We start from the raw sequence: 12951 nt of genomic DNA, 5'->3' as shown, positions 1-12951 counted from the left end.
CTTTTTAACTTAAGTGAAAATCTGTTATTCCATTTCTGTGAAGCTTTGCTCAAAAAAAATAAAAATGGGATTATCAAATTTAGGCATATTTCATACCGTAATCGGTATTGTTGCCATTGGTGCAGCGTTGGTGTCGTATGTAAAGTATGGAAAAATCAATTTTGCCGGTAAGAGCGGACTCACCTATCTCTACGGAACCATTGTCGCATCCCTCACAGCTTTAGGCTTAAGCAGAACGGGAGGTTTTAATCCGGGTCATGTGTTCTCATTGCTCATCTTTGCATTGGTGCTGGCAGGCTATTTTCTTCACGCTAAAAGAAAAGGAAACACACGAGCACGATACTTTGAGATCTTCTGGTTGTCGTTCAGCTTTTTTCTTTCCCTGGTGCCTACGGTAAATGAAACGTTTACGCGCGTGCCAATAGGGAGTCCGTTGGCGAAAGGACCAACCGATCCGATAATTGCCGTTACTTTGCTTTCTTTGTTTATATTGTTCGTGGCCGGCGTGGTTTATCAAATTGTACAACAAAGAAAAATAAACCGGTCTACGCAAACAGTATAAAGGCAAGAGCCGGTTTGATATATATTATAAACCTATAGCAGACACAGCATGGACACAAAAGATAAAGCTTTAGTCCAATACCTGAAACAATTCGCATCCCTCACCGACGATGACATTGGCAAGAGCCTTCCATTCTGGCGAGCGCAAAAAATAAAGAAAGGCGATTTCTTTAATATGCAGAGCATGGTTTGCAGCGATCTCGGCCTCGTGGTAAAAGGTATATTTCGTATCTACTACCGCGATGACGAGAAGCAGGAAGAAAAGAATCTTTTCTTTTTTTCCGAGAATCAGTTCGTGGTGTCGTTCAGAAGCTTTATCACACGCAATCCATGCTGGTACTTTATAGAAGCCCTGGAGGATTCCGAAATTATATCGATATCGTATGACAATCTGAATGCGCTATATGAAGCGCATTCAGGCTGGAGTAAATTTGGACGATTGCTGGCAGAACAATTTTTCTCCTATGCCCAAACACGCACCGAGCAATTCGTTTTCTTCTCGCATGAAGAACGGTATATCAAACTACTGGAGGAACATCCTAACATTATCGCGCGGATTCCTGCGTATCATATCTCCTCCTATCTCGGCATTACCAATCCGTCACTCAGCCGAATAAGAAAACGTATCGGAAAGTGAGTGAATATATATTGATTGCACCTCGATGGTTTGTACGGAATTTTAGCAATTGGTGTCTCTACAAATTATATACACCTTGTAGAGACACCAATATATTTCACAAGAAACAGATCTTTCCTTTATTTCCTCATAGCCATTTACTCACTTCTCAAAGATTTTACAGGATTCATCACCGCAGATTTAATTGCCTGGTAACTAATGGTGAACACCGCTACAGATAATGCAATAAATCCTGCCAGAACAAAAATCCACGGGCTAATCTCCATCCGGTAAGCAAAACCTTCGAGCCATCGATGCATCGCGTACCACGACAGCGGTGTGGCAATGAAGATCGAAATGATCACGAGTAGAATGAAGTCCTTTGAGAGAAGACCAACTATATTTCGGACGTCAGCACCCAATACTTTTCGAATCCCTATTTCCTTGGTGCGTTGCTCGGCGGTATAGGTTGCCAAACCTAATAATCCGAGACACGCGATAAAGATCGCCAAGCCTGAGAATGTTGTAAACAATCTTTTGAACATCACGTCAGATTGATATTGTTTATTGAAGTCATCGTCAAGGAAGCTATATAAGAATGGACGATGGGGCGCAATTTCTTTCCACACCTCGCCCACAGCTTTGATCGTCTCCTGGATATTATCGGTCTTAACTTTCAATGACATATATCGACATGCATAGGGCACCAACGGCATCGTTAAAGGTTCGATATTTCTATGCAGGGAAGCAAAATTGAAATCTTTAACAACGCCAATAACAACTCCGGATCGCCCCCATTGCGCAAACTTTTTACCGACTGCTTCCGCTGGATTGCTATAGCCATACTGTCTTGCTGCGGCTTCATTGATAATTATAGCCTGACTGGAATCCGTTGGATGTTCACGCGAATAATTTCTTCCGGCTATCAATTTTAAATTGAAGTGGCTGACAAAATCCATCCCCACCTGGAAGATTGGCTGTCCCATCATTTCCATATCTCCCTTAGGGGTTTCCAATTCAGTGCCTGCATGTGGGTAATAACTGCCGGGTACACTTCTGGAAAAACCTACCGACAATACGGAAGGATTATTTTCAAGTATATCTTTCAATACTTCTGATTTTTTATTCACTTCCTCATCATAATTATAGTCTAGCACCAGCATCTGTTCCTTGTCAAATCCAAGATCTTTGTCAAGCACGTGATTCATCTGAAAATACACGATGATCGTTCCGGCAATCAATGCAATAGAAAGTGTGAATTGAAAAACAACAAGCGCCCTGCGCAGATTTATACCTCCGGCACTCGACCGTACCATACCCTTCATAATCATGATCGGATTAAAACCAGACAGCACTAATGCTGGATAAGAACCGGCTGCAAGTCCAACAACGAGCATCAAAGCCACAAACAATGATATAGTTTGCCACGTGATGAAACGCTCAATGTTTAATTCTTTTCCTGTGAGCGCGCTCATATTGGGTAGTGCGATCATAACAAGAATGGCTGCAATCAATCCGGAGAGCAGCACAATCATAACTGATTCGCCTAAAAATTGAGAGACGAGACTGCTGCGGTATGCTCCAACTGATTTTCTGATACCGACTTCTTTACCACGTTCCATCGACCTCGCAGTAGACAGATTCATAAAATTGATCATAGCAATGACCAGTATAAATAAGCCGATAACGGAGAACACATAAATATTAGGCAGGCTACCAGTTTCTCCGGGCTGTCGTTCAGCCTTTGTTCGCAGGTATACATCCTTTAAAGGTTCTATCTCAATAAAATATCGTGAGTCCGGCCATGCTTTATGTCTCGACAGAAAATCCGGGATTTTTTTCTTGAATGCTGCTTCATCAAATTGTTCACCGACAAGAAAGTAAGTATAGAAATCAACGTATCCCCACTCTCCGAAGATTTCCGGAAGAGAATTCCTGAAAGTACTGAGTGAAAGCAGTGCATTGAAACGAAAGTGAGAATTCGATGGTATATCTGCGACAATGCCTGTTACCGTATAGTCTCCACGATTAGATCTTCCTGGTGACTCGCTACCTTTTAAAACTTTTCCAATCGGATCTTCGTCACCAAAATATTTTTTAGCAGTGCTTTCTGTTAGCACAATGTTATACGGTGCTGCGAGTGCCGTCTTCGGGTTTCCCTTTAGCAATTTCCAACTGAATACATCGAAGGCTGCTGAATCCATAAAGAACACACCATCCTCCTGGTATACTTTCTCTCCGTACGTAAGCAAAATATCTGACCTGCCTGAAAATTGAACCACCTTTTCGATTTCCGGGAAATCACTTTTCAATGCAGGACCAATGGGTGCATTGCCCCATACCCAGAATGGACCTGAACCAGCTTCCGTAGGTTTACCGGGTACAGACTCACCATGAATGACACGGAAGATGCGTTCTCTTTTTGTATGATAGTTGTCATACGACAACTCATCCTGAACAAACATAAAGATCAAGATGCAGCAGGCAATGCCCAGTCCAAGTCCAAAAATATTGATGAAAGAATACGCTTTCTTTTTGACGAGATTCCTCCAGGCGATTTTAAAATAATTCTTATACATGGCGAATTGGTTGAAGGTGGGAATGGTCTTAAAATGTTTTATTAATGTAGGCCTTAGTAGCTTCAACATGTCCCAGGTATATATGCGCCTGGCTTTAGCAAGTGATAATTGCTCGACATTGGTAAGAAAAATTTCTTCCATGTCTCCTTCGATCTCCTCGAGGTATTCTTCTTTCACAAAGAACCTCAACAGCCTGAGTGGCCAGTCCGGTGGGCGGGCGTCCATCTGATGACTCATATCACCTTCAATTGAGGAGTAAGTTTTGGAATTGCATCCCAAAGTCCTGCTCTTATTTCTTTCATTTCTGCCAACACTTTGTGAGCGTAGGAAGTAGTGGTATATATTCGTTTTCGCTTACCACCACGTTTCAATGTAGTCTCTCCAAATTCAGAAGTGAGAAATCCTTTTTCTTCCATTCGCTTCAGAGCCGACTGGATCGAGCCGACACTTAATTTTTCCTTGATTCGCAATTCCAACTCACGTTTAATCTCTACACCATAGGCATCTGCTTGCAAAGCCGCTACTGTTAGCAAGACAAGCTCTTCGAACTCACCTAGTTTTGTCTTCTTCATTTGATATTAGTCTGAATTGCAGTAAATATAAAAAAGATATTCGTCTGAATTGCAGTTTATATCGATTTAATAAAAATTTGGCGTTTTTTAGTGCACAGACTATGCACCATTACTTTCTTAAACTAAAAGCATTCTCATTCAAGTAACCGAACCGACTCCTTGCGTAAAGCTTTTCAGCGTTCGCTGTCAAGAGGATGCATGTGCCTGGCTATTAATCTCCAGGAACCGAATTGCTTTTGCCATTGATGAGTATACCCTATCGTGTGTAACGAAGCCAGATTTGATCCATTGATTGGTGTTAGAACCTCTTGTCCTGTTGCGTAGACAGAGCCGTCACTTGCCATCCATATCATCTTAATTTCTCGAGAAACGTGTGCAATAGACCTATAAAATTCAGGTTGAATGATGGCAGTTGTCCAAATTCGCTGTAATGCAATTGTATCCATTTTGTAAAATGCCTTGCACTCGACACTTTCGATTAGAGCAATTTCCTTTTGAAATTCCAAATGCTCAGGATTAGCTGCAAAGGAAATATTTATAATTTGCCCGAACAATGTATTCGTAATGGCAAGGAAAGCAAATACAACGATAATTTTCCTCATAGAAGTTTATATAGTAACTCCAACTACATATAGTTATTATGCATTCTTAAATTTATTTATCATTCTACATTAACATCCGGCTGTTGTCTCACGAACAAAAACTCAATTGAAAATAAGAATCACAACTCGTGATCACTTCAGTAACTTCTCGTGAGGGATAATCTTCCCAATACCATATCAAAAAAAAAATGCAGGGATCACCCTGCATCTTTACACTGTTGTTACTCTTGCTCAGCGTTATATTCTCATTGAGAATCTTCGCTTGATTCCTGTGTGCTCTCTTCCGCACTTGCATTATCGGAGCTATCTTTTGAGCCTGCTGATGGCTTCACTTTCTTAACAGACTTGTCGACAATTTTTTCAAGTGCACCAATCGCTTCCTGAACAGGCTTTAACTTAACCATCAACTCTGCCTCTTCTTCTTTTAACTTTCGTAGTGCATCAATAACTGGGTTCTCTTTCGCAATGCTTTCCTTAGCCATAAAAATTCGTTTTGTTTTATTGTAAATGTTCCCTGTTCCAAAAGCATGAAAGGCTTTGCTTACTTCCTGGAAACCGGGCCGCTAAAATACAATCAAAATTGTTACGAGATTTCCATAATCTCCATCTGCACTATTCAAAAAGTTAGAGTAATACTTGATTTACAGCCGATATTTATTTGGCGATAAAAGCCTTAGCCCTTTGTCCCCCATCTAAAAAATATTTTTTTCTCTATTCCTGCAACCTTCCCGAAAAACCCGAGTATTTGTTACTAGATCGTAGAACATATGGCTATCTAATTGCATATTTGTTCTACAATTTAGTATCAAATGATAGAAACAAGACTTGGCGAATTTGAAGAAGTGATTCTGCTATTGGTTGGAATCCTGGGTGATGACGCTTACGCATTTAAAATGGCGGATGAGTTCGAATCACAGACGGGCCGACCTGTATCCATCGGAGCTGTGCATTCTACGCTCGATAGGCTGGAAGGAAAAGGCTTTCTGACATCAAAGATGGGCAACGCTACCGCTGAGCGCGGAGGAAGAAGAAAGCGAATCTTTACCATAACAGCACTGGGCAAACGTGTACTCAAAGAATCCATGGACTTCAAAGTATCGCTTTGGAAACAATACCCGGCTTTTGCCGGAAAATTCAATTACGGCTTTTAGCTGATAACAATTTGAAACAACCTGAACTCATACCGCCTCGCCTTGCCAACCGACTGTTGCAGTGCTTTCTGCGCGATGATTTGTGCGAGGAAGTGACTGGTGACCTGGAAGAAAAATTCTATGCAACGGCAAAGAGTATATCTCCGTTCAGGGCCCGGCTTAACTACTGGTACCAGGTACTGCACTATATACGCCCTTTTGCTATACGCAAACCATCCAGAACAAACTCAAACCATTACGATATGTTCAGAAATTATTTCAAAGTAAGTTTCCGAAACCTCATGTCTAACAAGGGGTATTCTATTATAAATATAGGTGGCCTCGCAGTAGGTATGGTAGTGGCTATGCTCATTGGGCTATGGATCTATGACGAACTTTCTTACGATCGATACCATGAGAACTACGACCAGGTTGTACAGATTATGCAGCATCAAACTTTTAACGGTGTAAAGGGAACACAGATTGCTATACCAATACCACTGGAAACAGCGATTCGCGAAGAGTATGGAAGCGATTTTAAATATATAGCTATAGGAAGATGGACCGATGAGCATGTGCTAAGCCGTGGTGATGTAAAGATCTCGAAGGAGGGCAACTTTTTCCAGGGTGACTTCCCTGAAATATTATCGCTGAAAATGCTGCAGGGAACACGCAGCGCATTCAAAGATCCGAGTGCTGTACTCCTATCAAAATCGACAGCAGACGCACTCTTCGGTAACGATGATGCACTGAATCAAAACATTATACTCGACAGCGATCAGGATGTTAAAGTCGTTGGTATATATGAAGATCTTCCCGCCAATACAACGCACACCGATCTGAAGTTTATCGCCAACTGGGAACTTGTCAAAGCTCATAGTCCATGGATCACTCATGCTGCCACACAGTGGGGCAATAATTCTTTTCAGCTCTTTGCACAGCTAGCACCTGGAGCAGACTTGCAAGTAGTTGCAGAAAAGATCAAGAAAACAAAGTATAATCACGCAGAAGATGAGCGACCGTTTAGTCCGGAGATTTTTCTGCAGCCCATGCGCAACTGGCATCTTCACTCCGAATGGAAAGAAGGTAAATTAAGCGGTGGTCGTATTCAACTGGTATGGCTCTTTGGCATCATCGGTATATTTGTATTGCTATTGGCATGTATAAACTTCATGAATCTGAGCACAGCGCGCTCGGAAAAACGTGCCAAGGAAGTAGGCATCCGCATGACCATCGGGTCTATGCGACAACAATTGATCAGTCAGTTTCTGAGTGAATCATTTCTGGTGGTATTCTTATCCTTTATAGTAGCTGCTATTATCGTAGCAGTAGCCCTACCGTGGTTTAATACGCTGGCCGATAAAAAGATTACTATAGATTGGCTAAACCCTATATTCTGGATGGTGAGTTTCGCTTTTATAGTTGTCACAAGTCTACTGGCAGGCTCATATCCAGCGCTATATTTGTCATCATTCCAGCCGGTAAAGGTACTGAAAGGGACTTTCAAGACAGGAAGGCTTGCCTCTCTGCCACGCAAGGTGTTGGTAGTGATTCAATTTACGGTATCCATCACGCTCATCATCGGGACAATTATAGTATATAAGCAGATTCAGTTCACGAAGAACAGACCGGTGGGGTATAATCGTGAAGGATTGGTGATGATCCAGATGAAGACCCCGGAGTTTGCCGGGAAGTTCGATGTACTGCGGAACGAACTGAAAAACACAGGAGCAATAGAAGAAATATCGCAATCCTCTAGTCCGATGACGGCAATCTGGTCTAACAACGGAGGCTTTGACTGGAAGGGTAAAGATCCGGATTTTCAAACCGATTTTGGTACTATATATATAACGCATGAGTATGGCAAAACCATCGGGTGGAAAATAAAAGAGGGAAGAGATATGTCACGGGAGTTTTCAACCGATTCATCTGCCATCATACTCAATGAAGCTGCAGTAAAATTCATGAATGTAAAAAATCCTGTAGGCATGGAGATTTCCTGGGATGATCAAAAGTTTACAGTTATAGGCGTTGTTGAAGACATGATTGTACAATCACCTTACAATCCTGTAAAGCAATCCGTATATATGTTGCAGTACAACAACGTTGAATGGATAAACCTGCGTCTGAACCCGGAGAAAAGTGCAGCGGAATGTATGGCGTTGATCGAACCGGTTTTCAAACGAAATATACCTTCAGCACCTTTTGACTATAAATTTGTCGATAAAGCCTATGGCTCGAAATTCGCTGCCGAGGAGCGCATTGGTAAATTGACCACTGTATTTTCAGTACTCGCTATCATCATTAGCTGCCTGGGTATATTTGGTCTCGCTTCTTTTGTTGCTGAGCAGCGCACGAAGGAAATTGGCGTACGAAAAGTATTGGGCGCATCGGTGCTGAGTTTATGGAGAATGTTATCGAAAGATTTTATTGTGCTCGTAATCATCTCCTGCTTGCTCGCCATTCCCATTGCTTGCTATTTCCTACTTCAATGGCTGGACAGCTATAAATATCATACAGAAATCTCGTGGTGGATACCAGCAGTGGCCGGTATAGGAGCACTTGCCATTACACTGGCAACCGTAAGTTACCAGGCTATACGCGCAGCACTGATGAGTCCTTCAAAAAGCTTGAAGTCAGAGTAAAAATTTAAAGTCTTGTAAAGCACCACTGTTTAAAACAGTGGTGTTTTTTTTATCTACTAACACCAGCCGTTGGAATGCGCGCTCCATTCTTTTCTTGCATATATCATTGATTATAGATTACTGACTATTAAATTACTAGTCAAAATGGGATGTAAGAATTTGACCTGCGAAAAACATGAGCCTGAACAATAATAATGAAACGAAGAGTAAAAATTTAGCATCATCCATATTCTTCAGGTTTATTTTTCTTTACCTGATACTATACATTCTCCCGTTTCCATTCAGTTTAATTCCCTTCTCAGAATATATAACAACTCCTCTGCATAACGTTTTTGTTAAGCTTCTGGATGCTGCCGGTCCGCTGCTTTTGAAGCAATATTACAACCCGCTACACGGCCCTACAGGAAGCGGAGACACTTCATTAAAATATACGGAGGCTTTCATGCTCGTTATTTTTGCTGGTATAGGGTCAATCATATGGACGCTCATCCTAAAAAAAGAAGAGTACTATGCTAAACTGTCAGCTATACTCGAAGTATTGGTTCGATACTACCTTGCTGCGACTTTGTTCGGCTATGGATTCAGTAAAGTAATCCCGCTGCAGTTCTCATTACCAAATGCACAACGGATGAATACAACATACGGTGAGTCGTCCCTTATGGGACTTGCCTGGACATTCATGGGTTCTTCCCCCGGATATACAATCCTTTCCGGATGTATAGAGGTGGCTGCCGGTATATTTCTCTTATTTCACCGCACAAGATTGTTGGGAGCTATTGTTTCGGTAGTTGTATTTATAAACGTTTTTGCGCTAAATATATTCTACAATATACCTGTAAAGCTATTTTCGCTCCACCTGTTACTGGTGTCCGTATTGATACTGGCGATGAACGCGAAGAGACTTCTGGGTTTCTTCTTCCTCAATAGCACTATCGCTGCAGAGGAACCTCAAATCCATTTTAAAAATACAGGCAGATCTAAAATTATTTACTATACCCTGAACGTGCTTTTGATATGCATCTTGATTCTTCCACCGCTCGTGGGTTCAATTGGACAACAACAAAATAGACAAGCGCAAAATTTATCGCGATCCGGAACAATCATGGGTGAATATACGATTTCACATTTTTCGCTCAATGGAGATACTGTATCATCTACAGATACAAATACAAGACGTTGGAAGTCATTAAAAATTAGTGGAAATATACTTAACGTTACTCATATGGATGGGTTTATAATTCCCTGGTATTGCTCTGTTTTAAATGGCTCACATAAGATCAGGCTTTCCTCAAAGGACCTGACCACTACAGGTGAGTTCGACTTCAAGACCGAAGGCAAGACATTACACCTGTCAGGGTATATGAATCAGGACACCTTGAATATAGTGGCACACAAAACTTCCGACAACCCATACTTATTGTTAGAGGACAGATTTCAGTGGATAAGTGAAGAACCTTTCTATCGTTAAATCGTTGGTCATTATTCCAGAAATGCAATCCGACAAAATTTACACGAAAGCGGTTATCATTAACGCACCTGTCGCAAAGGTATGGTATACCTTAACGGATCCATCGTGCATGAAAAAATGGATGCATGACGATACTATACATATACTAACCGATTGGAAGGTTGGAAGTCCGATGGTTATAGAAGGAATTTTACATGGACTACATTTCGAGAATAAAGGAACAGTTCTAGAGTTTAACACGGAGAGGAGTCTGCAATATAGTCATCTGAGCTCACTATCGGAGCTTCCGGATGAACTCCAAAATTATTCGGTAGTTGCGTTTGATTTAATCCCAACCGATCACCAAACTACCTTGACGTTAACGTTGAGTAATTTTCCAACCGAAACCATATACAAACACCTGGAGCTATATTGGAATGCTACCTTGCAGGTATTGAAGGAACTGGCAGAGAAGCACTAAAATCCCTGAAAGAAATTCCCAGTCGATCTTACCAAACCTGTCGTCAATCTACATGTGCATTTGGTATACATGGGCTTGTAGGCTGTCAATATCATTGACCTAAATTCTAGACAATACGTACTTTGATTTAGAACCTTCAATGTATCCATGGAAAATAAAAAAAGGCAATCCATAAACCGAAGAGACTTTCTTAAAACAACCACACTTGCCGGCGGTGGACTCATCCTTTCTTTTTCCATGGTTTGGGGGGCAAGAAAAATATCATCACGACCAAATCAACCTGCTTCATTGCATGCATTTCTCCGCATCGGAGAAGATGATAGTATATATATAATTCTGTCAAAAGTAGAAATGGGACAGGGTATCTGGACAACATTGCCCATGCTGATCGCCGAAGAACTGGATTGCGACTGGCGTAAAATTAAAGTACAACACCGTCCTTCCGGAAAAGGGAGTGACTTTGCTGAATCTATATATGTACAGTCTACAGGAGGATCGGATTCAACACGTTCGGAATTTGATCGCTATCGACTGGTGGGTGCAACGGCACGTGCCATGCTTGTGCAAGCGGCTTCCCGTAAGTTTGGTGTACTTCCTGAAATCTGCAGAACAGAAAAGGGCTTTGTTATCGCAGGTAACAGGCGCGCAAGTTATGGAGAATTGGCAATTGCAGCTTCCGCACTCGCTATACCTTCTGTTAAACTTCGCGAACCTAAAGAATGGAAGTATATAGGCAAATCACAAAAGCGACTGGATAGTCCTGAAAAAATTAACGGGCAAGCTATATATGGAATCGACATTCAGTTTCCTGGGTTGCTCACAGCGGTAGTCGCTCATGCACCCGTATTTGGCGGAAAGGTTATATCGTTTGACTCCACCCGGGCAAAAGCAATAAAAGGCGTTCGCGATGTTATGCAGATCCCTACCGGTATAGCGGTTCTTGCCGACAATTTTTGGCTTGCCAAGCTTGGCCGCGAGGCCTTGCAAGTCGAATGGAACCTTGATAAAAATAAAGGAGTGGACAGCAATACTCAGATAGAAGAATATAGGGAGCTATCCAAAACACAGGGTATACCTGTACAGCAAAAAGGAGATATAGTAGATGCTGCATCAACGTCCGACATAATCGAGGCGGAATATATATTTCCATACCTGGCGCACGCACCGATGGAGCCGTTAAATTGTACCGTAAAAATTCAGGGCGACTCGTGTGAGGTGTGGACGGGCACTCAATCACCACTCCCCCATCAAGCGGAAGTAGCGCGATTCCTGGGATTGAATCCGGAGCAGGTAATTTTCAATACACCTTTTCTCGGAGGAAGTTTTGGCAGACGCGGCTCGTTTGATGCCGACTGGATAATGGAAGCCGTGCACATCGCCAAAGCAAGTGGTCGCTTTATTAAATTGGTTTGGTCCCGGGAGGATGATATACAGGGGGGATATTACCGCCCGGTATATTTGCACCGGGTATATATAGGGATCGGAAGTAATCATATTCCGTTAGCCTGGCAGCACTGTATTGTCGGGCAATCACTTTTCAAGAACACTCCGCTGGAGAAAGACATCGCTCCGAACGAAATCGATTATAGTTCGGTAGATGGCGTGAATGGTTCACCATACTTTGATAGTATACCCAATCTTTCCATTGAACTACACACCACTACCTGTAACGTGCCCGTTTTACCATTGCGCTCCGTTGGAAATACGCATACTGGTTTCGTGATGGAGACGTTAATCGATGAACTCGCTGCAAAAGTAGGAAAAGACCCTGTTGAATACAGACATATACTATTAAAAAATCATCCGCGACACCTGGCAGCCCTTAACCTCGCCGCTGAAAAATCAGGATGGAACAATCCTTTGCCTGCAGGTATATATCGGGGTATAGCCGTACACGCAGCCATGGGCAGTTATGTATCGCAAGTTGTTGAACTAAACATAAAGGATGGAAAAATACATCTCCGCCGTATCGTGTGTGCCATTGACTGTGGCTTGGCAGTGAACCCGGATGGCGTACGCGCGCAAATGGAAAGCGGTATAGTATATGGACTCACGGCTGCGCTCTACGGAGAAATAACGCTGGAGAAAGGACGCGTGAAGCAACGCAATTTTAATGATTATCGCATGCTTCGTACCCATGAAACACCTTCGATAGAAGTCTATATTGTACCCAGTACAGAACGCATGGGCGGAGCTGGCGAACCGGGTGTACCTCCTATAGCTCCCGCACTTGCCAACGCATTGTATGCAGCTACCGGCAAACGCATTCGCAGGTTACCGATCAGAGCAGAGGATTGGAGTAAATAAACTTGTACCTA

The 12951-nt window shown here is 42.3% G+C and carries 11 protein-coding genes; 7 read left to right on the top strand and 4 right to left on the bottom strand.

The features are described from left to right. The first annotated feature begins 64 nt into the window (after window positions 1–64). Both B5Y40_RS03910 and B5Y40_RS03905 read left to right on the top strand, forming a co-directional pair. Window positions 65–562, top strand: a complete 498-nt coding sequence (locus B5Y40_RS03910) for a hypothetical protein (RefSeq protein ID WP_079685387.1) — start codon at window positions 65–67, stop codon at window positions 560–562. 48 nt (window positions 563–610) lie between these two features. Continuing rightward, window positions 611–1198 (top strand): Crp/Fnr family transcriptional regulator, encoded by a 588-nt coding sequence (locus tag B5Y40_RS03905; RefSeq protein ID WP_079685386.1) that lies wholly within the window; start codon window positions 611–613, stop codon window positions 1196–1198. Between the two features lie 137 nt (window positions 1199–1335). Here B5Y40_RS03905 and B5Y40_RS03900 read toward each other — a convergent pair whose 3' ends face one another. The 4 genes from B5Y40_RS03900 to B5Y40_RS03885 form a co-directional block, all read right to left on the bottom strand. Further along, the gene (locus B5Y40_RS03900; RefSeq protein ID WP_245840468.1) at window positions 1336–3993 is read right to left on the bottom strand and encodes an ABC transporter permease; all 2658 of its coding nucleotides are present in this window, start codon (window positions 3991–3993) and stop codon (window positions 1336–1338) included. Next, entirely contained in the window at window positions 3990–4328 is a 339-nt protein-coding gene (locus tag B5Y40_RS03895; protein WP_079685385.1) for a PadR family transcriptional regulator, read from the bottom strand. The genes B5Y40_RS03900 and B5Y40_RS03895 overlap by 4 nt, the downstream gene beginning before the upstream one ends. 173 nt (window positions 4329–4501) lie before the next feature. Further along, entirely contained in the window at window positions 4502–4930 is a 429-nt protein-coding gene (locus B5Y40_RS03890; RefSeq protein ID WP_079685384.1) for a hypothetical protein, read from the bottom strand. 245 nt (window positions 4931–5175) lie between these two features. Next, window positions 5176–5412: a hypothetical protein gene (locus B5Y40_RS03885; RefSeq protein ID WP_079685383.1), complete on the bottom strand. Its 237-nt coding sequence runs from the start codon at window positions 5410–5412 to the stop codon at window positions 5176–5178. A 327-nt stretch (window positions 5413–5739) separates the two neighbouring features. On the opposite strand from B5Y40_RS03885, the gene B5Y40_RS03880 reads away from it, so the two are divergent. The 5 genes from B5Y40_RS03880 (at window position 5740) to B5Y40_RS03860 (ending at window position 12940) form a co-directional block, all read left to right on the top strand. Then, entirely contained in the window at window positions 5740–6081 is a 342-nt protein-coding gene (locus tag B5Y40_RS03880) for a PadR family transcriptional regulator (protein WP_079685382.1), read from the top strand. A gap of 11 nt (window positions 6082–6092) precedes the next feature. After that, a complete protein-coding gene (locus B5Y40_RS03875) occupies window positions 6093–8705 on the top strand; it encodes an ABC transporter permease (protein WP_221408866.1) in 2613 nt (870 codons plus the stop codon). 175 nt (window positions 8706–8880) lie between these two features. Continuing rightward, window positions 8881–10173 (top strand): hypothetical protein, encoded by a 1293-nt coding sequence (locus B5Y40_RS03870; protein ID WP_079685381.1) that lies wholly within the window; start codon window positions 8881–8883, stop codon window positions 10171–10173. Between the two features lie 22 nt (window positions 10174–10195). Continuing rightward, window positions 10196–10633, top strand: a complete 438-nt coding sequence (locus B5Y40_RS03865; RefSeq protein WP_079685380.1) for an SRPBCC family protein — start codon at window positions 10196–10198, stop codon at window positions 10631–10633. A gap of 147 nt (window positions 10634–10780) precedes the next feature. Beyond that, window positions 10781–12940, top strand: a complete 2160-nt coding sequence (locus B5Y40_RS03860; protein WP_079685379.1) for a xanthine dehydrogenase family protein molybdopterin-binding subunit — start codon at window positions 10781–10783, stop codon at window positions 12938–12940. Window positions 12941–12951: the final 11 nt, after the last annotated feature.

The organism is Ohtaekwangia koreensis (genome assembly GCF_900167975.1).
GTDB lineage: Bacteria > Bacteroidota > Bacteroidia > Cytophagales > Cyclobacteriaceae > Ohtaekwangia > Ohtaekwangia koreensis.
Note: the sequence above shows the minus strand (reverse complement) of the source record. Positions and strands in the feature narration are given on the sequence as shown.

Excerpts from the sequence above, each read along its gene's own strand:
- B5Y40_RS03895 (WP_079685385.1), bottom strand. The coding sequence starts at position 4,328 with ATGAAGAAGACAAAACTAGGTGAGTTCGAAGAGCTTGTCTTGCTAACA.
- B5Y40_RS03900 (WP_245840468.1), bottom strand. The coding sequence starts at position 3,993 with ATGAGTCATCAGATGGACGCCCGCCCACCGGACTGGCCACTCAGGCTG.
- B5Y40_RS03860 (WP_079685379.1), top strand. The coding sequence starts at position 10,781 with ATGGAAAATAAAAAAAGGCAATCCATAAACCGAAGAGACTTTCTTAAA.
- B5Y40_RS03880 (WP_079685382.1), top strand. The coding sequence starts at position 5,740 with ATGATAGAAACAAGACTTGGCGAATTTGAAGAAGTGATTCTGCTATTG.
- B5Y40_RS03865 (WP_079685380.1), top strand. The coding sequence starts at position 10,196 with ATGCAATCCGACAAAATTTACACGAAAGCGGTTATCATTAACGCACCT.
- B5Y40_RS03885 (WP_079685383.1), bottom strand. The coding sequence starts at position 5,412 with ATGGCTAAGGAAAGCATTGCGAAAGAGAACCCAGTTATTGATGCACTA.
- B5Y40_RS03890 (WP_079685384.1), bottom strand. The coding sequence starts at position 4,930 with ATGAGGAAAATTATCGTTGTATTTGCTTTCCTTGCCATTACGAATACA.
- B5Y40_RS03910 (WP_079685387.1), top strand. The coding sequence starts at position 65 with ATGGGATTATCAAATTTAGGCATATTTCATACCGTAATCGGTATTGTT.
- B5Y40_RS03905 (WP_079685386.1), top strand. The coding sequence starts at position 611 with ATGGACACAAAAGATAAAGCTTTAGTCCAATACCTGAAACAATTCGCA.
- B5Y40_RS03870 (WP_079685381.1), top strand. The coding sequence starts at position 8,881 with ATGAGCCTGAACAATAATAATGAAACGAAGAGTAAAAATTTAGCATCA.